We start from the raw sequence: 22,258 nt of genomic DNA, 5'->3' as shown, positions 1-22,258 counted from the left end.
GGGCGGCCGGGGGCCGCAAGACGGATGAGTGGGCTAGGCCACGTTCACGGGAAGCGGATTCGCCAGGTCAGCGGCCCCGCTCGTCGCCCCACAGCAGGACGTGGAGGCGCTGGGTCATGGACCAGCCGCGGGCGATGACGTCGTCGGCCAGTTCGCGGGCCCGCGAGATCACGGCATCGGAGATCGTGCCCTCCGGCATCACGTACACCGGGGCTAGCCCGTAGCGCTGGACGAGATCCTCGATCTCGTCAAGGTCCGACCTGTCGGCGGCGACGAACTTGAAGGCCGCCCGACCGCTTCCCATCAGGGCGGTCAACGCCTCAGGGATGATGCGCATGCTCTCCGGCATGCCGGCGTTGGACAGCTTGGGCGAGACATTGAACCGGACACCGTCGATGAGGAGTCCGGAGATCGGGGCAAATGTGCCGTTGGTCTCGAACTCCACCCGGCGGCCGGCGTCGACCAGCCGTTGCACCAGCGGGACGAGCTGTCTCTGCTGGATCAGTGGCTCCCCGCCCGTGATCACCACGAGCGGTGTGTCCAGGAGCAGCAGCTCGTCCCCGACTTCGGTGACGCTGCGCCGGGACGACTCGTCGCGCAGGTCGTATCGGGAGGTGTCCCAGGTGTAGGGGGTGTCGCATGGCATCCGCCCGCTGCAGGTCAGGTTGCACCGAGAGAGGCGCAGGAAGGCCGCTCGCGTGCCGAGGCTGGGTCCTTCGCCCTGAAAGGTCGGGCCGAACAATTCAGTGACGATCAGGTCGGCTTCCCGCGTCGGGACGGCAGCGGTGCTTCGCGTGCTCATGGAGTTCTCCAGGTCGCATCGGGCCCAGGCGGAGGCGGTCTCGCTCACACGGACCGCCCTTCAGCTGGCAGGGGACGTGGGGTTCGGTAATCAGCGGGTGAGGTGTCGCGCGAGGCTTGGCGTCGTCGGTGGTCCTGCACGCGTGGGCTGCGATCCGGGTTCTCGTGGGTAATGCGCGGGCTCCCTGTTTCGAGTGGCGCGCCGTCGCGGAGCCCGCGTGGATGTGGGCGTAGATCTCCTCGACGGCTGCCAGTTCGGCGTCGGTAAGCGGAGCGCCGAGGCGCGCGAAGGTTTCCTCCATCTGTGCCGCGTCGGCCAAGCCGACGACCACGACGCAGTGATCCGAGCGCCTCAGGCACCAGCGCAAAGCAAGCAGCATGTCCGGGGCGTCGCCGAAGTGCTCGCGCAGCGCCTGCAGCCCTGAGGCGACCACCTCCCGTTCCTGCGCTGTGTGACCGGTGGACGAGATGCCGGGGGGCCGCGTGGGGTCTTGCGGCTGCTGGTCCGTGGTGGCCGCACCTGTGAGCGAGCCGTGGGGCAGCGGCGTAGAGAGCACCGGCCCCACCCCGTGACGCCTGGTGAAGTCGAAGACGTCCTCGCCTTCAAGCTGAATCGCCGGGGCCAGCGCGTTGTAGCGCATCCACACGACGTTCGGTTTAATCAAGCGGAACAAGTGCAGGAACCGCTCGGCCCGCGCCTGCTGCTCAGCAGGTGACGCACCGTAGCCAATGTGGGGCCCGCGCATTCCGATCGACTTGATGAGGCCGAGTTCCCTGAGCGTGACCATCTGGTCGATGGCCGGCCCGAGGTAGCGGTCGCCCTCGCCGAAGTCGAAGGAGTCCAGGAAGTACAGGTCGAGACAGTCGGCGTACAGGTTTTCGAGGCTCTGCTTGAGCTGATGGTGAATGTGCCGGTCACCGTAGGAGTGAGGGGCGGAGCCCTGCAGCCGACCGACCTTGCTGCTCAAAATCAGCGGCAGGTCCCGACACTCGCGCAGGAAGCGCCCGATCAGGCGCTCCGCGTGCTCGCAGCCGTACCAGTCGGCGGTGTCCAGCAAGGTCGCACCAAGCTCCACCGCGCGGCACAGCCCGTCGAGGAGGGCATGGTCGTCCGCGATCACTGCAGATCGCTGTCGCGTCAGGCTCCGGCTGACGGCTGCGCAGTGCACCCCCAACGGGTGGGCGGTCACACCGCGGGACAGGTATCGCGGTGCCAGGTAGAACGCCCGTGTCACAGGGCACCGCCGGTCAAGTTGAACACGGCAACGACGGCTTTTCCCCCTTCGGCTGCCTGGACCGTCCAGGCGGTCGAGAACTGCGCGACAAGGTATAGGCCGCGGCCACCCTCGTTCTCAGCGTTGCCAACCTCGTCCACCGTCGGAGCCGTGGGGATAGCACTGATGTCAGTTCCGCGGTCGAGGACGCTCACGGTGGCGCCCTTCTCATAGACGTTCAAGGTCATTGAGACGACTCCGTAGCCGTGCTGAAGGGCGTTGCCGACCAGTTCGTCGGTCACGAGCACCGCGTCGTCGATCTGCTCCGTGCTGGCGCAGCGGGCCAATGCCGTGTGCACCTGCTGTCGGGCGACGGACTGAGGAGCGGCGATGCCGCTGAGATCGACGACGGCATGGTCGAGCAGCTCTCCCAGGCCGTGGTCGCGGATCAACTCGACGGATGTCGGGGGCACCCTCGTCTCCTCGGGCTCAAGACACTCTTCGGATGGGGGCCGATGTCGGCTTGGGCTCCACCGTGACGCACCCTTCGTGGCACGGGTACGTCGAACCGGCGCCATTTCGTGGCCATTTCGTGGGTGAAGATCACTAAGCGCAATCGCCCTCGACGAAAACGGTCGCCTCTTCCTGCGATACGCCGATGGGGAAGGCGTCTTGTTCTCTGCACTGTGAATCCGTTGGATCTTGCTGGCTGAGCGTGACCGCTTTCGCGGCGGGTCCCGGATCCTCCGCAAAAACCTGTTGGCGGACCACGGCGACCACTGCTACTTTGCCGGTGGCCGTGCGAGAGAACGAGGAGGTGGTACCCGTGAACGCAGTATCGACATGGGTGCTTCCCTCCAGGGTCACGGTCGGGCGATAGGTCGTCCGGGAGCGCCGTTCAAGAGCACTCCCGAAAGGCACGACCATGCGATTCACTTCCGAGCAACGCCTCGACGGCGTCCTCGAACGCGAATTCACCCTCGGCGAGATCCCCGGCATCCTGTGGACACCCGCATCCGCATCCGCACCGGCGCCGCTGATCCTGCTCGGCCACCCCGGCGGACTGCACAGGATGTATCCCCGGCTGGTGGCCCGGGCCCGGCACTCGGCGGAGTACGGCTTCGCCGCGGCCACCATCGAGCTCCCCGGAAGCGGTGACCGGCCCCGTTGGGCCGCCGCCGAGCAGGCCCGCGCCGACCTGCACCGGGCGCTGGAGGCCGGCGAGCCGGTCTCCGAGGAGATCGTCGACCGGCTCGTCCTCCCGCTGGTCGAAAAGGCGATCCCGGAATGGCAGGCCGCCCTGGACGCCCTCCTTTCGCTGCCCGAGATCGGCGGCCCGGTCGGGTACTCGGGGGGAGTGATCGCCATCGGGATCCGGCTGGCGGTGGTCGAGCCGCGCATCTCGGCCGCCGTTCTGTTCGCCGGGAGTTTCGTGCCCCGCACCATGTTTGAAGAGGCCCGGCAGGTCACCGTTCCGCTGCACGTCCTGCTGCAGTGGGACGACGAAGGCAACGACCGGCAGGCGGCCCTGGACCTGTTCGACGCCTTCGGCACGAGGGAGAAGACGCTGCACGCCAACATGGGCGGGCATACGGGAATCCCGCAGTTCGCGGGCGACGCTGCGGCCCGGTTCTTCACCCGGCACCTGAAGTGAGGTCGGGCCGTCAGCCCAGCAGCAGACGGTAGGCGGTGCCGACCAGGACGCCGCTCATCGAGGGCAGGTCCCGGCCATCCTCGATGGCGGCGGCCAGCCGATGCACAACCGCCCCGATCGGGGCGGTATCGCCCAGCGGCCGGATGAACAGGGTGCTCTCGGCGAACTCCCGCCGGATCGCCAGCTCGCAGCCCACCTTGAGCGGGCCGTAAGCGTCGGGGTCCCACCGTCGCGTCGTGGGGTTGAGGTCAGGATCGCCATCCCACAGCGGCGAGGACTCGTCCACGGGCTGGTATGGCCAGTCCCGGTAGGCCGAGATCGTGGACATGAACACATAGCGCTCGACGCTGCCGGCGAGCACTCGCGCCGCATTGCGCACCAGGGCCGGTACGGCACCCGCGACGTCGAGCACGACATCCCAGAGGTCGTGCGCGTGAGCTTCGCCAGATCCTCTGGGCGTTCCCAGTCACCACGGATGACGTACTCCATGCGCCGGGTCGGCACTGTGTCCGCGGTTGAAGAGGTGTGACCTCCCAGCCTCGCCGTACAGTCTCCGCCACCACCGCCCGGCCGGCGAACCACGAACCCCCAGGATCAGTATCCGCAGGCTCCATCATCCAGGACGAGGTCAAGTGGACCACCGGCATCGCATTGCGTACAGGTCGTGCCGAGGCGCGGTCGGGGATCAGGGAGTTGATTCGTCCTGCCCGCGCCGTGGTTCGAATCTCTCGCGGGTCGAATTGCTGTCAGCAGACGGGCTTGCCGTATCGGGACAGGCGTAGCTCGTACCCGGTCTCCGCGCCGGAGGTGGTGAGCGCGGTGCCGCCGCTGGTGGTGGCGTTCCAGATCCAGGGCTGCACGTGGCGGATGGGGGAGAGGTCGGACAGGGTGCGGATGGCCTCCCGAAGAGACAGACGCAGCCGCTGCAACTCCTCCAGACTCGTCGCCGCGTGGTCCAAGGCGCGTTGCCGGCAGTCGCGGGCGGTGGCCTCGGCCAGCGCCATCGCCTCCCGAAAGGGATCAGCAGGTGGCTGCGTGTCGGCGATGGCTGTCTCGGTCTGGGGGTCTGCCAGGTCCGGCAGGTCGTGGGCGAGCTGGGCTGTGCGCCAGGAGTTCCAGTCGGTGCCGATGCTGTCCAGGGCGGCCAGCAACAGGTCGACGGCGCGCTGCTCGGCGTCGTCGCCGTCTCCCCAGACGTCGGTGATCAGCGGGACGACCTGCGCCCAGGTGAGGTGGTGGAAGCGCGCCCGCTCACCCGTGATCGGCGGGGCGTGAGGCATCGGCGGAGTGAGGTAGGTGAGGTCGATACGGCGGGTCGGGTGGTGATGGCCGGCGAGGGTGAGGTAGCCCGGGAGTTGTTCCCGGCGGTGGCTTGCGGTCTCGGTCTTGAGCTCGATCATCCACAGGCGTTCGGGCCAGAGCACGGCGTAGTCCGGTGCCCCGCCTTGCTCCTCGTAGCGCCGGGCCGGGAGATCGAACTCGTCGACGAACAGAGGCAGGGCGTCCCAGGCGGTCATGCCGAACGACAGGGTGTCCAGCTCGCGGAGGAATCGGGCACCGCGGTCGGAGGGCGCGTTGGAGGTGTTCCACGGTGGGTAGGGGCCGCCGAGGATCAGCATGGTCAGCAGCCGCTGGCAGTATTCCTCCCGCCCGAGCCGCAGCCGCCGTAACAGGCGTACAGGATCTTCCATCGCCATGATGGCCACGATCTCACGGCATGCCTCGGACTGCAGCACCTCAACGAAGGTGATAGCGACCGGAAAAGTGGAGTGTGAGAGTAGAGGGAGCGCAGGCGGAGCGGGGCGCCATCCCGATGGGAATTGGGCTGATCGGCCGATCCTGGCCCTGCAACGCTGGTTCAGCGGCCCAGGGGGAACGCGGCTGCCGCTCGCCATCGGAGGCCGTCGCAGACCAGCAGCGTGACCGCGTTGGCGTGTGTATTGATGGGCAGCCGGGGGAGGAGATCGGCTTCGATTTCATCCCCGATGCGGGGGTCCGCAGTCTCGGCGACGGTCAGGTGCGGGATGATCTGGTCGAACTGCCCGCCGTAGGGCGGAGCCTCGGGCCAGCGTGCTACGACGGCCTCGGTCAGCTTCGTGAACGGCATGGCGGGCTCGGGGGTCAGGTACAGCACGGCGGGAAAGCGTCCACAGCGGTCGAACCGTACCTCGAAGGGGGCGTGGTCGGCGAACAGATCCCGCAGTTCGGCCAGGAGCCGGTCGTCCATCCGGTCGGCGGGAAGGAACGGGTACAGGACGGTCACGTGCGCGGGTACGCCACAGGCGGCGGAGGAATCGAAGCGCTCCCGCCAGCGGCCGACGACCGGCTCGGATTCGGGCACGGCGACCACGAGCGCGGTCTCACCCGCCACGAATAAGGTGTCGGCCACGTCTGCCTCGTCTCACCGGGCTTCGTCGTACGGGGTGGTCCTCCTGCCGCTGGGCTTCGGTAGGGTCGCCCCGTTGATCGTGGGTGGCGCCGCCGGCCGGGCTCGAACCGGCGTCCACCCGGTCCCAGAGCCGGGAGCTCTACCGCTGAGCCACGTGGAGGCCACCGGCCTATTGTGCCGGATGGTCGGCGGTGGGCAGATCGCTGACCACGACCCCGGAGGCCAGCCCGTGGACGGCGTCGGCGGCCAGGTCCGGTTTGACCTGCTTGCCGCTGAACACCCCGGCCCGCCGCAGCAGCCCCGCCCACACCGGGTCGGCGATGCTCACCCCGTGCACCAACTCGGGCGTCGGCCGGAACACCGCCACCGCCCCCCTGCGCTCGGGGCGGTCCAGCCTGCTTTCTCCGGGTCGAGCCCGGCTACGGCAGGCCGCCTCGACGTCGGCACGGGTGCAGGCCGCGCTGCCGTCCAGCACAGCCCATGGCGGGGAGCAGCGCCGCCCACACCGCGGTGTTGGGGTCGACATCGCCGCCGCCGGCGGGGTGCCAGGCGACCAGGTCGGCGGCCATAAAGCGTATGGCCTTGCCCGGGCAGGCCACCTCCAGCAGGTCCATCCGGGCTGCGGTTCGGGAGATCGGAGGGGGAGAGACCGGCCCGCTACACCACTGAGTCCCTGGCTGACTGGTTGCCGGGACTCCGATGGGTCATGGGGCGGGTGCCGGTCTACGGGGCTTTTACGAGGTCACCGGCTGGAGGAAGCCGTTGAGACGTACCAGGTCCTTGCCGTATTTCTCGTCGAGCCGGCGCTGCAGCTCCGGGGTGGCCACCCAGACCCCGACCTCGACGCGGTCCTCCAGTTCGTTCGCCGACAGGGACTGCCAGCCCTCGATCTCTTTCTCTATCCGCTGCTGGAGGGTCCGGAGCTCCGCCGCGGTGCGCTGGGCACGGCTCAGGCACAGCGCCCCGCCCCAGATCTTGCGGATCGCGGGCTCGTGAGTGGCCGGGTCGCCGGTGAAGCGCAGGTTGAGCACAAGCCGTTTCGGGTCGTTGGCGTACCGCTCCACCCATCGCCGGTCGCGGGGATCGTAGCCGTCGATCTGGTCGAGGTAGCTCTGGTCCAGCCAGGCGCCGGCGTAGCCGGGGAGCTTCCGGGCTCTGGCGAGTGCGGTCTCCATCGCCTTCTCGGTGGCCTTCGCCGGGTCGATCGGGCGCCATCCGCCTGCGGGCGTCGGGCATGGTGTGGTGCGTTCGGGCCGGTCGTGCGGGGCCTTGTCGCGCTCGGCGGGACGCGCAGGCTCGGTGAGCGTGAGCCGTTCACCGTCCCAGGTGCCGACCACATGGTAGTCGCCCCAGCGCACGCCCCCATGCTTGGAATGCTCGACCGCATTCCAGTCCCAGCCGATGATGTCGGGTCCGGCGCACTGGGGCGGCATGGACTGGGCGACGTGGGCGCAGAGCTGGGGACCTTGTCTGGAGTCGGCGAGCACGGTCGCGTCGGCCTGGTACCGCTTCGCCGGCGTGGTCGCCGCTGGCGCCGTTCCGCAGGCGGCGAGCGCGACGAGCACGACGGCGAAGCAGATTCCCCTCATGCCCGGTGAGACGGACGGAAGCGCTGAAGGGTTCACCATGGGCCTTCTGCCGAACCGGGTGCTTACCGGTGTGCTTACCGATGGCTCCGAAGCAGTTGCGGGCGAGTTGACCGGCTCCGGCAGGGATTGACCTGGGCTCGCCGTAGTCATCCGGGTCTCGGAAACCGTCGGGCGGTGACGCTAGCGTCGGCGCGGTGACCGCCGACACGCTCTCCCCCGGGTCCTCATCGCCGTCTCCTGAGCGGCTGCGCGCCGAGATGGTCGCCCAGTTGAAGCGCGAGGGCTGGATCCGTGCCGGCGAGGTCGCCGATGCCTTCGCCGCGGTCCCGCGCGAGATGTTCGCCCCCGAGGCCCCGCTCACCGCCGTCTACTCCGCCAACGACGTCGTCATCACCAAGCGTGACGCCGCGGGCCGGGCGACGAGTTCCATCAGCGCGCCATGGCTGCAGGCCGAGATGATCGAAGCAGCCCGGTTGCGGAAGGGCGCGCGGGTTCTGGAGATCGGCAGCGGTGGGTACAACGCCGCGCTGCTGGCCGAGATCGTCGGCCCGGAGGGGGCGGTGGTCACCGTGGACATCGATCCATGGGTCACCGGGCGGGCCGGCCGGTTCCTCGCCGAGGCCGGCTATCCGCATGTGAAGGTCGTCTGCGGGGACGCGGAGTACGCCGCCGACGAGCACGGTCCCTTCGACGCCGTCCTGGTCACGGTCGGAGTCTGGGACTGCCCCTGGGGACGGCTGCTCGCCCCGGGCGGGCGGATGGTCGTACCTCTGATCTTCGCCACGATCACCCGGTCGATCACCTTCGTCCACGACGGCGACCACCTCATGGGGCTGAACCCGACCGTGTGCGGGTTCATCCCGATCCAGGGCGACGGCGCACACGCCGAACGGGAGGCGGCCCTGGCCGGCGGAGCAGTCAAGCTGACGATCGACGGCGGTCCCGAACTCGACGTCGCCGCACTCGATGCGGCGCTGAACGGTGCCCGGGCCGAGGTGTGGACCGGTATCGCGGTCGGCAACGGCGAGCCGTTTGACACTCTGAACCTGTGGCTGGCGACCGTGGACGACACCTTCGGCATGATCTGGCGGGACCCGGACCGGGACTGCGACCTCGCCCAGCCGGCCACCCGGTGGTACTGCCCGGCCCTGATCACCCCCGACAGCTTCGCTTACCTCACTGTCCGCCCTGCCAACCGCGACGGGGACTCCGGGGAACGCCGTCACGAGTTCGGCGTCTACGGGCACGGCCGCCGCGGTGCCGAACTCGCCCAGCGACTCCGCGATCACATGCGTACGTGGAACCGCGATCGGCGGCATAGCCCCGGACCTGACTTCACCCTCTATCCCGCGGAGGCCGCAGTGCCGGTGCCGGCCGTGGGGCGGGTCTTCCCCAAGCGGCACACCCAACTGGTCATGACGTGGTCCTGATCACCCCGCAGCGAGATGCCAACGACCGATCCACCGCCAGACAGTGTCGAGGCTATGTACCCCGTGGCATCCCTCTCGATCAGGTCGGGGTATATCCGAAGGCTCTTGATCGTGCAGATATCGCCCCTCCGAGAGCACTGGTCGGAGCCCGCTGCCGCATGCCTGGCGGAGCCCCGTTTCGTGTCAACCCTCACAGCAGCTGGTGATCACAGCGCGCACGGGTCGTTGCCGTCCGAGAAAGTCGGTGTTGTCCGCCCACTGGTCGACGCTCCCGGTCAATGGCAGGGCGCGCAGTTCGGGGTGGGTGATGGTCTGGGCCAGGGCCCGGGCGAAGCGTTCGGCGTGCAGCACCTGGAAGGGCCGGTCGTGGTACGGCCGGCGCGCCGGGTTCACCGGCTCCGCGAGCCCGGTGTCGTTCTGCAGGTGGGCCACGATCTCGTAGGCGTCGCACAGGTGCCGCTCCCGCGCCGGGTAATCCATCGCCGCAACCGCCTCGCGGAGCGACGGCATCAATTCCTCGGCTACGGGCACCTGGGCGAACGCGCTGCCCAGCCACTTGCCGTACGGCGCGTATCGCCGTACGAGCAGTAGGCACAGCCGCATCAGGTCGCGGACCAACCGTCCGGCGATGAGGACGGATCCGAGATCGTCGCCGACCTCGGCGCAGCGTCCGACGAAGGCTTCCTCCTGGGATATGCGCTGCCACTGGCAGGCCAGCAGATACCGCCACACCTGGTCGGGGTACCAGGCCAGGCACCGACGTACAGCGGTGAGCGTGCCGAGCCCGTCGTGGAAGACCACGCCGCCGGTGATTTCGGCGAGCCTCTGCTGCGGCATCGCCAGCCAGTCGCTCACGGTCGGTTCCACGGTCTGCGGGTGGAGGCCGAGGTGAGCGTTCAGCCAGGAGCCGACGGCGTTGACCAAGACTCGGTGGTTGACCGGCCCGTCCGTCATCCCCATGTGGCCGACCGGGTTGCCCGGTTGCCGGTGACGAAAGTGGGTGGGCCAGCCGCGGATCTGTTTGGGCAACCTGTGCGCCAGGAGCCGTTGCAGGTCGGCCGCATGCGCGGTGGCGTCTTCAGGCGTGAGGAACAGATCCAGTCGCGGCCCCCAGTCGTGATCTGCCGACCGTGCGGTGTCGAACCCGAGCACCTCCGATCCCGGGCCGACCCTCGCGGCGGCGTACCGCAGCCAGGGGTATTCCTCCTCGAGGATCGGCCGTACCGCCTCCTCATAGAAGATCCGTGACAGCGTAAGACCAGGCAGGAACTCGGCGGCGGGAGTCGTCATGGGATCACTGTGCAGGGTCGGCGGCCCGGGAACCACCGGGTTTCGCCACGCCATCCCGCCCTTGGCGCCGCGGATCGCGGGCACTCAACTGCGTGCACTCGAGGAACTCGTGTCCGTGATGGAGGCGACCATTGTGTGCGGGTGAGCCCCTGCGACCCGGCCAGCAACAGTCGACGGCTCAGTAGGTCATTGGTGAGAACGGCGCGAGCTGCGACGGACTCCCGTCGGGGACGTACCACCGGGTTGGAACTGTCCGCCGTCGTGGGGTCCCGGTGATTCTCACCTCGTCGGCTTCCCGCTCTGCTGACTCGCGCCGCTGAAGGATCTGGAAATCGATCGATTGGTAGGCGACGAGCCTGCGATCGGTTGGCCGGTTGCGCCGGTGGTCCTGGATGGTGGCGCGGTGCCTCCGATCAGAGGGCTGTCGGACAGCGCGGTGAGGACGGATGGGTCGCGGCGACGGTCGAGTGCGGAGATCTCGGCGGCCAGACCCGGACATTGGGTGGGAGCGGCAGCCTGCAGGGTCGCCTGGTTCAGATGAGAGAGCACCACGTTGATATGGCCGATCACCTCGCGATACGCGATCAGCAGAGGCTGTATCACCGCGGTTCTGGCCGCGTCATCTTGGCTCGATGCGTTGACCAGTGGATTAAGCACGATGCCCAGCGCAGCCCGATCAGTGATGAGGCCGGTCGCGTCGCGCTCGGCGAGTATGGCGAGGGCCTCCAGCGCTCGTCTCATCGAGAGGAGGACGCGAGACATGTCCGACGAGGTCGGAGCGAGTTCCGCTGGAGTCTTCATCGGCATGAGATCGCGGCGCTTGATCGTCCATTCGGGGTCGCGTGAGCCGAGCCGGCCCATGCGGATCACCATTCGATCGAGATGTGGTGATTCGGCCGGTGGTTCGGTCTTCATGACCGATCGTGCCCAGCAGCGCCGTATGGCCTGCCATCGCTTGGACACCCGGTCGAGCTCTTCCACAGACTTCCGGAGTGTGCGGCGGAGGAGAAGATCGCTTGACGGATGAAGCTCGATGTGGCGCCGGATCAGCAGGGTGACGACGTCGTGGGCGCAGTGGACGATGACCGCGGCAGCGGCCGCGTTGCGCTCGCATCGCGTTCCGGAAACCGCGCTCTCGACAGGGAGCGCCGCCCGTATCCCCTCGGCGTCCGCGACGATCCCTGTGCAGATCTCTTCGACCGACGAGGTCGGTCGGATCGAAGTCGGTGCCCGCTCCGTCCGAAGGGGCACCGCCGCCAGCGTCTCGGTACCCCATGGCCCGGTGGGTCTGGTGGTCGCCTCGCCCGACGTTCGGAGCGTGTTGACGAGCCGATACAAGGAGGTGAAGGGCAGGCCCGCCCTGCGCAGTTCGTTGTGGACGGCCTCCATGACCAGGCCCAGGAGCCGTGCCTGTCGTGCCACCATATCCAGGAGGGCGAGCTGAACGTCGGGATGCTCGAGCGCATTCGCCCAGTCCGAGCGTGGCGTGTAGTGCGTTTTCAACAGGTCATGGCCAGTGCCCAGCGCGAGGGTGGCGGCCGAGATATGGGTCGGCACCAGGTGATGGGCATCGCGTGGATGGCCGACGACCTGGTCGCCGAGCCTGTGCAGGATCCTGTTCGCCTCCTGCAGCAGGATTCGCGGGTCGTTCACTCGATCCCATAGATGAACGCGCTGGCCATGGATGCCGATGGTCTCGGGGGTGAAGTCATGGAGGTACCGGAGCAGTACCTTCGTCATCTGCTGGGCCGCGTCGAGAGTGGCGAGGGTGGGGCGTTTTCTCAGCTTCTGCTGGGAGCAATGGGCGGCGGTCTGCATGTGCTCGGTCGCTTGCCACATGAAGTCGCCGTAGACGGCGGTCATCGACGCTCACTCGCCCAGCAGTGTCTGGATTTGCGTGCCGCAACGAGCGGCGACCAGCGAAGCGAGCCGGGCGTCCGGATCGTCGTTCTCATGCGCCGCATCGGCCATCACCTCGCGCAGCAGCGCACCGAGGGCCGCCATCGATTCGGCCACTGCGGACCCTTCTCCGATCTCCTCGCCGACCTCGGGAGACGTGAACGGCGTCGTGGCCACCGGCACCAGCGCCGACACACCTTCGGACGCCGCCTGCCCGGCATAGACCCACGCGGGAAACTCCTCACGCGGGGCGACCTCCTCCATCGCCCACGCCGCCTCTCTCAGTACGGCGAATGCGCGCAGAGCGCTGTCGACGTCGCGGCGGGATTCCAGTTCGGCGTGCGCGGTGGACAGGTGGTTGATCAGGGACACGTGGGCTCCTCGGTGATCGGATTGACTGGGCCTTAAAGAAGATGACTCTTGGCGTACGGATCGTCTGACTGGTCGTCCGAATCGGATTCTGTGGATATCGCCCACCAGCCGTCCGGGGCGGGTTCGACGTTGGCCTGGTGCGGTTCGAGGTGCTCGTCCTCGCTGCACTGGTAGAAGGGCCCACGAGAGCCGAGCAGGATCGGCAGTTGATGGTCGAGGTGGTCGCGGTACCACACGCCCATGCCGGTGCCGGCCTCCAGGCGCAACGCCTCCCAGGCGTGCCAGAGCGCGGTGAGCCGGGAGATCGCCTCGGCGTGCTTCCACCATTGGGCGCACCAGCGGAACTCACCGCCGAGTGTGCGCCGGTACATCGGGATGAACCGCTCGGTCACCCACTCCTCGACCGATGCGTAAACGGGCTCGCTCTCCTGCTCGGTCATCGGGTCGCGCCTTCTGTGATCAGTCGTTCGAGCCGTTGGCGGCAGGCCTGGATGCGGTCGGCGTCGCGGCTTTCGTACCAGGGCAGCAGCGAGATCAACGCGGGTCGTCCACCGGTCGCCAGGAGCAGGGCCGTTCCCGGTGGGAGTGCGCGGATCGCGGCCGGTTCCAGGATGTCCTGCCGACGTAGTGAGATCTGCTCCGAGGCGCGCCCTTCGGCATAGGAGACCGAGCGCACCGGGACGTCGTGCTGGCCGACGAGCGTGGCGAGATCGCGGGCCAGACGCGGGGAGTCGACCCCGGCGCCGATCACCTTACGGGTCGCGGCGCCCCACATGGCGGCCATGCCGGCCTCGCCCCACACGGTCACGCCCTGCTCGTACGACTGCAGGATCGTCACCGGGATGATGCCGCGTGAGCCGAGGTGGCTGTACAGCTCGGGCAGGTCGGAGATGCGGCAGATGTTGGCCGCCTCGTCCAGGGAGACCACCATCGGCGGGTCGAGCCGGCCGCCCATGCGTTCGGCACGCCGTTCGGCCGCCCGCATGGTGGTGTCGGTCAGCGCGGCGATCAGCGGTGCTGCGGCCGACCGCGACTTCGACAGCAAGTAGAGGGTCTCGCCGCCGCCGGCGAAGCCGTACGGGTCGAAGACCGGCAGCGACGACGGTGTGACCCAGGAGATGATCGCCTCGTCGCGCAGTGCCTTGGCCGCCGTCCGGGCGGTCTGGTAGATGCCGTCCCGGGTTTCGACCGCGCCGTTCTGCGCGCCGCGCAGCGAGGAGGCGAGCAGGTGGAACCCGGCGGCCTCCAGCAGTTCGATCGGGGTGGGTACGGCCGGGGCGTCCAGCCACTTGGCCACATCCCTGAGCGTGCGGCCAGAGGTTGCGGCGGCCAGGAACAGCGCACAGAGCAGGTCCTGGGCTGCCGGGCCCCACAGGTCGCGTTTCTGCCCGTCGTCGACGGTCAGGACGAAGTGCCCGGCCAGGCGGTGGGCGTCTTCGACCGTGGCCAGGTCGCGCAGCGGGTCCCACCACCAGGACTGCTGCTGGTAGGTGATGCGCTGCGGATCGAACAGCCACACCGGGCCGTACGCGGACCGCAGCGCCGCCGTGGCCGCCCACAGGTCGGCCTTGTTCGATGTGGCGATCACCGGCCCGGGCGCCGACAGCACGTACGGAATGCTCAGGCACGTCGTTTTGCCCGACCTCGGGGCCATGAACGCGACGATGGTGTCCTCCCAGGACGCGTACAGGGTCGGACCGCCGCGCATCAGCTCACCCAGCGCCAGCCCGATGTCGTACGGCTCAACTGCCCCGGCGGGCGCGTCGGCGAGGGAAGGGCGCAGCTCGCGGGCCTTCCTCTCGGCCGCGTCTGGTTTCAGTACGGCTAGGCCGGGGTTGTCGGCCAGCGCCGCCACAGGATCGGTGGGGTCGCTCAGACGGCCTGCGATCAGCCACCACACGCCCGTGCACCCGGCGAGCGCGGCGGTGGCCAGCAGAGCGGCGACCACGACGACCACGGGCGTCGGCGTGCCCGGCCAGGCGGTGGCCGTACGGCCGTCGAGCACAGCGAAGACGAAGTCGGTCCCGAACTCGCGGACCTGCCCGCCGAACGGGGCGGCGGCGATCCGCGCGGCGATCCAGACGAGGCCGAAGACGGCCACGATGCCCCATCCGGTGAGCAGCAGTACCCATCCGCCGGTCGCGCCGTGCGGGGTGAACCCGGCGCGTGGTCCCACTGCCCTGGTCATTGCACGCTCCGGCGGATGGCCTGGTCGGTGTCGTACAGCTCGTGCTCGACGCCGACGAGCGCGAGCTCGACCGGGATGCCGAGCCGGTCACCCGTTTTGATCAGGTACTTGCCCCGTCCGGGATGCCGCGCGCCCGGTTGCCAGGAGTCGGGTGCCGACCAGGAGGCGACCAGTTCCTGCTCGGGTCCGGTCAGCCGGGCGATCTCGCTCACGCGGGCCAGCTCGCGTGGTGGCAGTCCGGCCAGCACGGTGATCGCGCTGCGCTCGATGAACCCGCGTGCCTTGGCCCGGTCTTCTTCGGTGGGCAGTGCTTCGAGGTCGGCCAGCGAATGGGTGATCATGATGGAGGCCATGCCCTTGGCGCGGTTCAGGCGGGTGAGGCTGTCGGCGTACTCGACCAGCCCGGGTGCCCCGCGCAGCGCCCGCCAAAGCTCGTCCATCACTCCGAGGTAGGAACGGCCCTCGCCGGCGGTGCCGTCGACCATGGCGAAGCCGTACGCCCAGGTGCACAGCATCGCGGCGGTCAGCAGCTTGTCTCCGGCCGCGCCGACGCGGGAGATGTCGACCGAGACCGCGGGCGCACTCAGGTCGATAGTGCGGGTGGTCGGTCCGTCGAACACGCCGGCCAGCGATCCGCTGCAGAGCAGTTCGAGGGTGAAGACCAGATCTCCGACACGCTCGTGATAGCGCTCCGGGTTGTTGGTACGCGCCGCCGACCGCAAGGCCTCGGGTCCTTCTTCGAGTACGGCAAGCACATCAGGAACCGTTGGCGCTGTGGCGGTGCCGGTGAGGTGGTCGTCGAGCAGGTCGATCGCGCGGCCGAGGATGACCTCCTCGGCGTTGCTGATCGGGGCCTCGCGGACGAGCGTGCACAGCGCCATCAGCAGCGATAGCCGTCGCCCGCGCAGTTCCCAGCGCATGCGCTCGGCTTCGGCGCCGGACAGGTTCCGTACGGCATGGCCGAGCGGGCCGGCGTCCAGCGGGTTGATCCGGTCCAGGCCGCGGCCGACGCGGATGACCTGCCCGCCGACGTGCTCCACCAGCATCGTGTAGTCGGGTTTGGTGTCGCCGAGTATCAGCGCGGTCGAGCCGAACGCGATGGCGCCGGTGATGAGCCGCTTGACCAGGGTGGACTTGCCGGTGCCCGGCTGGCCGAGCACGAACACGCCGGGGTTGGTGACCAGCCCGGCGCGCAGCCACGCCAGCGGATCGAGGCAGACGACTTCCCCGAACAGCTGATGCCGCCCGATAGGCGTGCCGATCGCGGGCGATCCCGAGCCGGCCACGAACGGGAACAGCCCGCAGGCCTGCGCCGTGGTCGCCTGGAACTCCGCGCCGGCCTCGATGTGCACGGCGCGTCCGCCGTACGGCTCGCGCCAGCCCCGCGCCGGGGCGAGCGACGACGTCATCGCCGCCTTGGTCATTGGAACCTCCGTGTGAGTTCGGCGGGGCAGATGCCGCAGGGGAGCGTGGTGGCGAAGGCGGCGGATTGGCTGCCCCACAGACGGCGTAGCCGGATGCGTGAGCCCTCGGCGGCGGCCTCGGTCACGGCGACCGCGCGGGGCAGGTCGGCGATGTCGGTGACCGTGGTGGTGACGTACATCGTGACGAGCGTGACCCCGGCCCCGGTGGCTTCCTCGGCGGCGGCCTGGCGGGCTCGGGCCTGGTCGTAGGCGTCGCGGGCGGTCTCGTCCCGGCCGGTACGGCGGCGGTAGTGCTCGCGGAACGCCGCCGCGTTGACCTCTTCCTCCAGCACGCGGGTCGCCTCGGCGGCGGGCAGCGGGCGGTACTGGATGCTGACCCGCTTGGCGAACGGACCGGGGGCGACCAGGCGGCTGAGCACGTCGGCCGGGACGTTCTGGCGCGGTGCCTCGTGCCAGGCCCAGCTCACGCTGACGCCGCTGTCGTGCCGGTAGTGATCGTGATGCTCTTCGGCCCCGACTGGCCCGGCATCCGCCCAGTTCAGGGTGGCGGCTGAATTGTCTTCGACTCGGGTGGTGTCCGCGCGGGCGGCGGGGTCGAACGCGGCGCGTACGATCCCGGCCAGCTCGGCGGCACTGGCCCGTCCGGTGACCGTGACCCCGCACACTCCAAGAGCGGAGGCCAGGGCGTCGAGGGTACGGCCCAGCTCATCCAGGGCGGTGGTCATGTCGTCCAGGCCGGCGGGGGAGCGGGTCGGGTCGAACGTCATGCTCACGTAGGTGTCGACCCGGGCGGCCGTTCGCGGTGCCGTACCGACCAGCTGCCGCATCAGCCGTACCGCCGGCTCGGGAGCGTTCGCTGACAGCGTCCGCTCGATGTGGTCGGCGAGGGCGGAGCCGGGCTCGGGGGCGGTGTCGATGGTGACGGTGACCCAGCGGATGGTCGGCATGTGCCCGAGCGAGGCCAGCCAGGCGCCCCAGTTGGCCACCCAGGTGTCGGCGTCGGTCCGCTCGGCGAGCCAGGTCGAGGCCGCCGACACCTTCAACGTCGCGGTGAACAGTCCGGCCCGCCGGTCCCACACGATGCCGTACTGCTGGCCGAAGGCGTCCTCGGCCGACAGCAGCCGGGTCGACGCCAGAACCCCGGGAAGCTGGAAGGCGCGCGGGTGCGCCACCACGACGCCGGCCCGGTAGCGGGTGTGGCCGCGTGCCTTGCCGTACGACCAGCGGACGCGGCGGACCAGGAAGTGCGCGACCGGCACGCCGCTGACGCGGACGAGCACCAGGACTCCGGCCAGCGCGGTGGGTGGCCCGGTGAACAGTACGGTGCGGGCGTCGATCGAGACCGCCAGGACCACGGCGGCGACCACGCCGAGCGCGACGAAGGTCCCGGTTGTTCCCAGACCGAGCAGGCCGAGACCGCGTCGCCTGCGCCAGCCGCCGTACGTGCGGATGTCTGTTGCCGGTGACGTCATCGCTGGTGGTCCTCTTGTGTCGAGTTGGCGGCGGTTCTCGCACCGTTGGCGAGGTTCCCGACTACGGCGGCCGCCGCCGCTGCGGCCCCCGCCGGTCCCGAGGCAGCGCCTGCCGCCGCGCTCCTGGCCGTACCAGCTGATGCGCTGCCTGCCGAGGCGCTTCCCGACGCGCCTGACGTGGCCGACCCCGCACCTGAGCCCGGCGTTACGCCGGCGCCCGCCGCTGCCGGAGCGGCACCCGAAGGAGAAGTCGGCGGCGCGCCGTTGCCACCTCTACCCCCGCCGAGCTGGGCGGACAGGAAGTCGGCGTGTGTGCTCGCGCCTGAGGAGGCCGAGCCTCCGCCGCCGCGGAATGTGCCGACCGCGACCGCGCCGGCGATGCTCGCGCCGAGCAGACCTCCACCACCGCTCACCGTGGCCAGCGAGCCGGTCGTCCACGTGAAGAACTTCATCAGCACCGGCAGCGCGACCAGCGACAGGACCAGCATCGCGAAGCCCATGACGATCGTGCGGGCGTCCTTACCGTTGCCGATCATCGTGAACGTGGTCGCGTACACGGCTGCTGCGGCGGGCTTGTAGCAGATCAGCGCGAGCATCCACCCGGTCAGCTTCCGGAACCAGGGCTTGGTCAGCGTGGTCATCGATCCGGCGGCGGCCAGCGGGAGCAGCCCGGAGAGGATGACCAGCGCGGCCTCGCGGAACAGCATGAGCACGGCTTGGACGACACCGGCGAGGATCGCGATGACGCCCAGCACGATCACGACGCCGGGGGCTGCCGAGCCGAGAGTGAGAACCTTGGTCAGACGCTCACCGAAATCGCCATGCGTCGAGGCGTTGAGGATCCAATCGGACCAGGCGTCACCGGCCTTGACCAGCATGGACGCGATCAGCACGCCGATAGTCGAGGTCGCCGCCATGACCATCAGACCGGAACCGACGTCGGCCAGCGGGCTCGCCTTGCGCGACAGAGCCATCTTCGCGCCTGAGCTGATCACGCCGAGTACGGCGACAGCGACCGCGATCGGCAGCGTCCACTGACGCATACGATCCACGGCGGATTCGGCGGCGAGATCCGGTGAGGGGATCTTCACCCACCAGCTGACAGTGTTGCCGATCACCCAGGTCACGCCGTCCTGGATGGCCTTGGCGATCTCACCGAGGACGCCGTTGGCGGCCCCGGCGGCCATCTGCCCGACCAGGCCGTCGGTGAAGATGCAGGTGGGTGAGATCAAGCTTGAGCAGGACATCCCAGAGTCACCCCTCGAAGGTGGTGTAGCCGTCGAGGGAGGTGAGCGGGCCGGCCGCGTTGCCCCAGTCGCCGCCGAGCGGGGCCACCACCCGCCAGTCCCCGCCGCGCCAGACGACCTGGACCCGAGTGACCGCGCGTACGGTCGTCCCGGCGGGGGAGGGTCCGGCGCTGACCAGGTCCACGGTCGCGGCATCCGGCGTGTAGCTCTGCCAGCGGTAGGCCTCCTCGGCCACGTACGCGACGCCGAGCGCACTGCCATTCGGCAGCCCGGCCTCCCGCCTGCTCTGCTCGTACTGTGTGCGGGTCTCCTCCAGCAGCTTGTCGGCATCCGGGCCGGTCACCTGCTCGGCGATGGTCGGCTCGAACACGTCCGGACCCCATTGCGCGTTCGCCCGTACCGCGATGTGTAGCGCTGCGAGCAGCGCACCCTGTCGGGTACGGGCGAAGCCCGCCGCGCGGTCGTGGTCGAGGCGGCGCGGGCCGTCGACATCCGACAGCGGCAGCCGTACCCCGTGGAAGTCCTGCCAGGTCAGACGCGACAGCCGTACCGGTGAAGCCTGCGGACCATCGGGAGTTGGCTTGGAGGAGGACGAGGTCGCTGCCGCCGACGCCGGGATCGCGACCGTCGTCGGAGCAGACGAGCACGCGGTCAGCAGGACGAGCATCCCGGTAGCTGTGCCTATGGCGAGTGCCGGGACTGTGGTGCGAGACGGTGCTGGGAGGCAGGCACTGAGTGAGGGCTTCATCGCAGGAACATCCCGACGATGCCGGACGCGGTCGCGGCCAAGCTGAGCCCACCCAGCACCCAGGGGATGCCCGAGGCGCCGTCGGCGGCGAAGGACGAGCGGTTCTTCCGTCCGATCGCCATCTGAGCCCCGCAGATGAACAGGCCCGCGACCCCGGCGACGATCACACCCCACTTGCCCCAGCCGAGGATCGTGTTGATCGGCTTGTCGAGGCCCGGCGGTGCGATCGGATCGGGGTTGGGCACCGGTACCGCCTGGGCCATCTCCACGACCGCGCTGTGCAGGACTGCGCTGAGCAGCATGCTGGCCCTCCTCCGCTTCAGATCACTCATTGGAAAGTTGCTCTTCGTAGCGTGAGCGTCACGCACTGTGGGTAGTTCCCAGAGCGCAAGCAGTCTCAAACGACTGCATCCAACTTCAGACATTCACAAGGCGTGCTGTCGCAGTCACGTGGGGAAGCTAGCCTGGGGACCGCCGACTACGAGGAGTGACGATGACCGAGCCGCTCGGCCGTGACCCGGACGTGCTGACCACCAAGGAACTGGCCGCCAAGCTCGGGCTCTCGGCCCAGACCGTCCGCCGGATGGCCAACGCCGGGCAGATCCCGGCACTGCGGACCGGCAAGGACTACCGCTACTCCTGGAGCGCGGTGCTCGACGTGCTGCGACAGCCCCATCCGCATACGGGGGGCAGCGACGATGACCACACCGGGCCGGGTGCCGGACGGCTGGCGACCCAGCAGGCCAGACAACGCGCACGCGAGTTCTGACCGCCGCCATGGCCGGTTTCGGTGACCGCGCGGCTGCTCCTGGCCGCGGCCGCATGCCTGGTCATCGCCGTACCGCTGGGGCTGGTCCTCGCGTTCACCGCGATGGTCGGCTCCTACAGCTGTGCCACCGAGGGAGACGCCGGTGACATCCCGCCGGACTACCTGCGGCTGTACCAGCAGGCCGGGCAGGCGTACGGCATCGCCTGGCCGGTGCTCGCCAGCATCGGCAAGGTCGAAAGCGACCACGGCCGCTCCACCGCACCCGGCGTCCACTCAGGAGCCAACCGCGCGGGCGCGATGGGGCCGATGCAGTTCCTCGCTTCGACCTGGGCGGCGTACGGAGTGGATGGCGACGGCGACGGGCGGACCGACGTGTACCGGCCGACGCAATTCCAGCGGCGGCCCGTTACCTGAAGGCGAGTGGCGCTCCGGGCGACCTGTATCGGGCGATCTGGCGGTACAACCACGCCGACTGGTACGTGCGCCGCGTCCTCGCCTTCGCCGGCCACTACTCAGTGACCCCGGACGGGGTGGGGGAGGAGCTGTGCGCGGTCGCCGTCGCACCCGGCTCCGTCCCGCTCAGCGCCGTCGCCGGCCGGGTTGTCGCGTACGCGCGGATGCAGCTCGGCAAGCCGTACGCCTGGGGCGCCGAAGGGCCCGGCTCCTTCGACTGCTCCGGGCTGACCATGCGGGCCTACCAGTATGCGGGGATCGCGATCCCGCGCGTGGCCGCCGACCAGTGGCGGCGCGGGCCAGCGGTTCCTCGTGGCCGGGAGTTGCCGGGCGACTTGGTCTTCATGCGCCCGGGACCTGGTGGTCCTGGGCATGTCGGGGTGGTCGTCGCGCCCGGCCAGATGATCCACGCGCCCCGCACCGGAGACGTGGTGCGGTACGCGTCCTATTCCGCTCGTTCTGACGTGGTCGGGTTCACCCGGCCGGCACTTTCCTGGGAGAAGAGATGAAGGGCCTCACCCTGGCCGAGCTGCAGCAACTGCCGGCCACCGTCGACCTGCTGACCGCCGCCCGCGCCCTCGGCCTGGGCCGTACCAAGGCTTATGAGCTGGCCAAGAAGGGCGAGTTCCCCTGCCGCCTCATCCGTGTCGGCGTTGCCTACCTCGTCCCAACCGCCGAACTCCTGAAGCTCCTCGGCGTTGACCTCCCCCATTCGAGCAGGCCCTGAGCGGTGGCGTTGCGCGCAGCTTTGGCCGTTGAAGATACGGCCTTGACACAGCACCTCTGCACAGACGTGCCGTGCCTCGATCCTCTTGTCAAGGGACGCCCAAAGCTGTGACCCCCTGCGGTTCCGAGGTACCCCAGGGGGTTAGTTTTCAGGATCTGACCTCTCGGTAAACCACGCCTCCAGCGGCCCCAGAACGCTTCCATCCCCTCGTAGGGGCGATGAGGAGGGACGTGGACGACCCGCGCCCCTCCCGTATCTGGTGGTTGCGACCCCTCGTAGGGGCGATGAGGACGCAAGCCCAACCAGCGCAGCGTCGCCGACCAGCAGCAGTTGCGACCCCTCGTAGGGGCGATGAGGACATCGGCACCTACGGCGACAGCACCCGCGTCACCGCGTTGCGACCCCTCGTAGGGGCGATGAGGACCACCTGGCAGGGTCAACGCGCATCCCTCGTGATCATGTTGCGACCCCTCGTAGGGGCGATGAGGACGCGTACGAGCCGCCGGTGAGCTCCGTGCCGGTGCCATGTTGCGACCCCTCGTAGGGGCGATGAGGACATCGGCACCTACGGCGACAGCACCCGCGTCACCGC

Annotated in this window: 26 protein-coding genes, 1 tRNA gene and 1 CRISPR repeat array; of the genes, 6 read left to right on the top strand and 21 right to left on the bottom strand. The window is 69.3% G+C overall.

The window, feature by feature from the left end; genetic code table 11:
- Positions 1–67: 67 nt before the first annotated feature.
- The 4 genes from AP234_RS31655 to AP234_RS37605 all read right to left on the bottom strand — a co-directional run bounded on the left by AP234_RS31655 (position 68) and on the right by AP234_RS37605 (position 2,882).
- A complete protein-coding gene (locus tag AP234_RS31655) occupies positions 68–802 on the bottom strand; it encodes a 7-carboxy-7-deazaguanine synthase QueE (RefSeq protein ID WP_055483430.1) in 735 nt (244 codons plus the stop codon).
- Positions 744–1,922 carry an aldo/keto reductase gene (locus tag AP234_RS31650; RefSeq protein WP_063843166.1) on the bottom strand — a complete coding sequence of 393 codons (1,179 nt, stop codon included), beginning with the start codon at positions 1,920–1,922 and terminating at the stop codon, positions 744–746. Before AP234_RS31650 ends, AP234_RS31655 begins: the two co-directional genes overlap by 59 nt.
- A gap of 110 nt (positions 1,923–2,032) precedes the next feature.
- Positions 2,033–2,488: an ATP-binding protein gene (locus AP234_RS31645; RefSeq protein ID WP_055483429.1), complete on the bottom strand. Its 456-nt coding sequence runs from the start codon at positions 2,486–2,488 to the stop codon at positions 2,033–2,035.
- A 133-nt stretch (positions 2,489–2,621) separates the two neighbouring features.
- Positions 2,622–2,882: a hypothetical protein gene (locus AP234_RS37605; RefSeq protein WP_162492450.1), complete on the bottom strand. Its 261-nt coding sequence runs from the start codon at positions 2,880–2,882 to the stop codon at positions 2,622–2,624.
- Positions 2,883–2,940: 58 nt separating this feature from the next.
- Here AP234_RS37605 and AP234_RS31640 point away from each other — a divergent pair, with 58 nt between their 5' ends.
- Complete coding sequence (locus AP234_RS31640) at positions 2,941–3,669, top strand: dienelactone hydrolase family protein (protein WP_055483428.1); 729 nt, start codon at positions 2,941–2,943, stop codon at positions 3,667–3,669.
- Positions 3,670–3,679: 10 nt separating this feature from the next.
- Here AP234_RS31640 and AP234_RS31635 read toward each other — a convergent pair whose 3' ends face one another.
- The 7 genes from AP234_RS31635 to AP234_RS31605 form a co-directional block, all read right to left on the bottom strand.
- Positions 3,680–4,081 carry a hypothetical protein gene (locus AP234_RS31635; protein WP_055483427.1) on the bottom strand — a complete coding sequence of 134 codons (402 nt, stop codon included), beginning with the start codon at positions 4,079–4,081 and terminating at the stop codon, positions 3,680–3,682.
- Positions 4,082–4,415: 334 nt separating this feature from the next.
- Positions 4,416–5,366, bottom strand: coding sequence for a hypothetical protein (locus AP234_RS31630; RefSeq protein ID WP_160330527.1), 951 nt, complete (start codon positions 5,364–5,366; stop codon positions 4,416–4,418).
- 161 nt (positions 5,367–5,527) lie between these two features.
- Entirely contained in the window at positions 5,528–6,058 is a 531-nt protein-coding gene (locus tag AP234_RS31625) for a 2'-5' RNA ligase family protein (RefSeq protein ID WP_055483425.1), read from the bottom strand.
- Between the two features lie 84 nt (positions 6,059–6,142).
- Positions 6,143–6,220: transfer RNA gene (locus tag AP234_RS31620), tRNA-Gln, on the bottom strand.
- Between the two features lie 7 nt (positions 6,221–6,227).
- Positions 6,228–6,425, bottom strand: coding sequence for a hypothetical protein (locus AP234_RS31615; RefSeq protein ID WP_055483424.1), 198 nt, complete (start codon positions 6,423–6,425; stop codon positions 6,228–6,230).
- A gap of 52 nt (positions 6,426–6,477) precedes the next feature.
- The gene (locus tag AP234_RS37495) at positions 6,478–6,627 is read right to left on the bottom strand and encodes a hypothetical protein (protein ID WP_160330526.1); all 150 of its coding nucleotides are present in this window, start codon (positions 6,625–6,627) and stop codon (positions 6,478–6,480) included.
- A gap of 165 nt (positions 6,628–6,792) precedes the next feature.
- On the bottom strand, positions 6,793–7,647 hold the full coding sequence (locus tag AP234_RS31605) for a hypothetical protein (RefSeq protein ID WP_055483422.1): 855 nt from the start codon (positions 7,645–7,647) through the stop codon (positions 6,793–6,795).
- Positions 7,648–7,841: 194 nt separating this feature from the next.
- On the opposite strand from AP234_RS31605, the gene fxlM reads away from it, so the two are divergent.
- Positions 7,842–9,077, top strand: coding sequence for a methyltransferase, FxLD system (fxlM, locus tag AP234_RS31600; RefSeq protein ID WP_083502605.1), 1,236 nt, complete (start codon positions 7,842–7,844; stop codon positions 9,075–9,077).
- A 183-nt stretch (positions 9,078–9,260) separates the two neighbouring features.
- Here fxlM and AP234_RS31595 read toward each other — a convergent pair whose 3' ends face one another.
- From AP234_RS31595 to AP234_RS31550, 10 genes are all read right to left on the bottom strand, one after another.
- Complete coding sequence (locus AP234_RS31595; RefSeq protein WP_055483450.1) at positions 9,261–10,367, bottom strand: DUF4037 domain-containing protein; 1,107 nt, start codon at positions 10,365–10,367, stop codon at positions 9,261–9,263.
- A 279-nt stretch (positions 10,368–10,646) separates the two neighbouring features.
- Positions 10,647–12,230 carry a hypothetical protein gene (locus AP234_RS31590; RefSeq protein ID WP_055483421.1) on the bottom strand — a complete coding sequence of 528 codons (1,584 nt, stop codon included), beginning with the start codon at positions 12,228–12,230 and terminating at the stop codon, positions 10,647–10,649.
- Positions 12,231–12,236: 6 nt separating this feature from the next.
- Positions 12,237–12,638: a hypothetical protein gene (locus AP234_RS31585; protein ID WP_055483420.1), complete on the bottom strand. Its 402-nt coding sequence runs from the start codon at positions 12,636–12,638 to the stop codon at positions 12,237–12,239.
- Between the two features lie 32 nt (positions 12,639–12,670).
- Positions 12,671–13,078, bottom strand: a complete 408-nt coding sequence (locus tag AP234_RS31580; RefSeq protein WP_055483419.1) for a DUF4913 domain-containing protein — start codon at positions 13,076–13,078, stop codon at positions 12,671–12,673.
- On the bottom strand, positions 13,075–14,826 hold the full coding sequence (locus tag AP234_RS31575) for a TraM recognition domain-containing protein (RefSeq protein WP_055483418.1): 1,752 nt from the start codon (positions 14,824–14,826) through the stop codon (positions 13,075–13,077). The genes AP234_RS31580 and AP234_RS31575 overlap by 4 nt, the downstream gene beginning before the upstream one ends.
- A complete protein-coding gene (locus tag AP234_RS31570) occupies positions 14,823–16,250 on the bottom strand; it encodes a hypothetical protein (protein ID WP_235558495.1) in 1,428 nt (475 codons plus the stop codon). The genes AP234_RS31575 and AP234_RS31570 overlap by 4 nt, the downstream gene beginning before the upstream one ends.
- Positions 16,247–17,722, bottom strand: coding sequence for an SCO6880 family protein (locus tag AP234_RS31565; protein WP_055483417.1), 1,476 nt, complete (start codon positions 17,720–17,722; stop codon positions 16,247–16,249). Before AP234_RS31565 ends, AP234_RS31570 begins: the two co-directional genes overlap by 4 nt.
- On the bottom strand, positions 17,719–18,954 hold the full coding sequence (locus tag AP234_RS31560) for a hypothetical protein (protein WP_055483416.1): 1,236 nt from the start codon (positions 18,952–18,954) through the stop codon (positions 17,719–17,721). Before AP234_RS31560 ends, AP234_RS31565 begins: the two co-directional genes overlap by 4 nt.
- A 22-nt stretch (positions 18,955–18,976) precedes the next feature.
- Positions 18,977–19,636 carry a hypothetical protein gene (locus AP234_RS31555; protein ID WP_055483415.1) on the bottom strand — a complete coding sequence of 220 codons (660 nt, stop codon included), beginning with the start codon at positions 19,634–19,636 and terminating at the stop codon, positions 18,977–18,979.
- Positions 19,637–19,713: 77 nt separating this feature from the next.
- On the bottom strand, positions 19,714–20,019 hold the full coding sequence (locus tag AP234_RS31550; RefSeq protein ID WP_055483414.1) for a hypothetical protein: 306 nt from the start codon (positions 20,017–20,019) through the stop codon (positions 19,714–19,716).
- Between the two features lie 191 nt (positions 20,020–20,210).
- Here AP234_RS31550 and AP234_RS31545 point away from each other — a divergent pair, with 191 nt between their 5' ends.
- The 4 genes from AP234_RS31545 (at position 20,211) to AP234_RS31530 (ending at position 21,666) form a co-directional block, all read left to right on the top strand.
- Positions 20,211–20,486, top strand: coding sequence for a helix-turn-helix domain-containing protein (locus tag AP234_RS31545; RefSeq protein WP_055483413.1), 276 nt, complete (start codon positions 20,211–20,213; stop codon positions 20,484–20,486).
- Positions 20,487–20,507: 21 nt separating this feature from the next.
- Entirely contained in the window at positions 20,508–20,900 is a 393-nt protein-coding gene (locus AP234_RS31540; protein WP_055483412.1) for a lytic transglycosylase domain-containing protein, read from the top strand.
- A 65-nt stretch (positions 20,901–20,965) separates the two neighbouring features.
- Complete coding sequence (locus tag AP234_RS31535; protein ID WP_055483411.1) at positions 20,966–21,448, top strand: C40 family peptidase; 483 nt, start codon at positions 20,966–20,968, stop codon at positions 21,446–21,448.
- A complete protein-coding gene (locus AP234_RS31530) occupies positions 21,445–21,666 on the top strand; it encodes a helix-turn-helix domain-containing protein (protein WP_055483410.1) in 222 nt (73 codons plus the stop codon). Before AP234_RS31535 ends, AP234_RS31530 begins: the two co-directional genes overlap by 4 nt.
- A gap of 196 nt (positions 21,667–21,862) precedes the next feature.
- Positions 21,863–22,223: direct repeats of the CRISPR family, unit length 30 nt; unit sequence GTTGCGACCCCTCGTAGGGGCGATGAGGAC.
- Positions 22,224–22,258 lie beyond the last annotated feature (35 nt).

It is taken from the genome of Sphaerimonospora mesophila, from assembly GCF_001417795.1.
Lineage (GTDB): Bacteria > Actinomycetota > Actinomycetes > Streptosporangiales > Streptosporangiaceae > Sphaerimonospora > Sphaerimonospora mesophila.
Note: the sequence above shows the minus strand (reverse complement) of the source record. Positions and strands in the feature narration are given on the sequence as shown.

What these genes read in the sequence shown, in the direction of transcription:
- AP234_RS31655 (WP_055483430.1), bottom strand. Translation starts at nt 802, where the DNA reads ATGAGCACGCGAAGCACCGCTGCCGTCCCGACGCGGGAAGCCGACCTG.
- AP234_RS31640 (WP_055483428.1), top strand. Translation starts at nt 2,941, where the DNA reads ATGCGATTCACTTCCGAGCAACGCCTCGACGGCGTCCTCGAACGCGAA.
- AP234_RS31630 (WP_160330527.1), bottom strand. Translation starts at nt 5,366, where the DNA reads ATGGCGATGGAAGATCCTGTACGCCTGTTACGGCGGCTGCGGCTCGGG.
- AP234_RS37495 (WP_160330526.1), bottom strand. Translation starts at nt 6,627, where the DNA reads ATGGCCGCCGACCTGGTCGCCTGGCACCCCGCCGGCGGCGGCGATGTC.
- AP234_RS31605 (WP_055483422.1), bottom strand. Translation starts at nt 7,647, where the DNA reads ATGAGGGGAATCTGCTTCGCCGTCGTGCTCGTCGCGCTCGCCGCCTGC.
- AP234_RS31595 (WP_055483450.1), bottom strand. Translation starts at nt 10,367, where the DNA reads ATGACGACTCCCGCCGCCGAGTTCCTGCCTGGTCTTACGCTGTCACGG.
- AP234_RS31590 (WP_055483421.1), bottom strand. Translation starts at nt 12,230, where the DNA reads ATGACCGCCGTCTACGGCGACTTCATGTGGCAAGCGACCGAGCACATG.
- AP234_RS31580 (WP_055483419.1), bottom strand. Translation starts at nt 13,078, where the DNA reads ATGACCGAGCAGGAGAGCGAGCCCGTTTACGCATCGGTCGAGGAGTGG.
- AP234_RS31575 (WP_055483418.1), bottom strand. Translation starts at nt 14,826, where the DNA reads ATGACCAGGGCAGTGGGACCACGCGCCGGGTTCACCCCGCACGGCGCG.
- AP234_RS31570 (WP_235558495.1), bottom strand. Translation starts at nt 16,250, where the DNA reads ATGACCAAGGCGGCGATGACGTCGTCGCTCGCCCCGGCGCGGGGCTGG.
- AP234_RS31565 (WP_055483417.1), bottom strand. Translation starts at nt 17,722, where the DNA reads ATGACGTCACCGGCAACAGACATCCGCACGTACGGCGGCTGGCGCAGG.
- AP234_RS31555 (WP_055483415.1), bottom strand. Translation starts at nt 19,636, where the DNA reads ATGCTCGTCCTGCTGACCGCGTGCTCGTCTGCTCCGACGACGGTCGCG.
- AP234_RS31550 (WP_055483414.1), bottom strand. Translation starts at nt 20,019, where the DNA reads ATGCTGCTCAGCGCAGTCCTGCACAGCGCGGTCGTGGAGATGGCCCAG.
- AP234_RS31545 (WP_055483413.1), top strand. Translation starts at nt 20,211, where the DNA reads ATGACCGAGCCGCTCGGCCGTGACCCGGACGTGCTGACCACCAAGGAA.
- AP234_RS31530 (WP_055483410.1), top strand. Translation starts at nt 21,445, where the DNA reads ATGAAGGGCCTCACCCTGGCCGAGCTGCAGCAACTGCCGGCCACCGTC.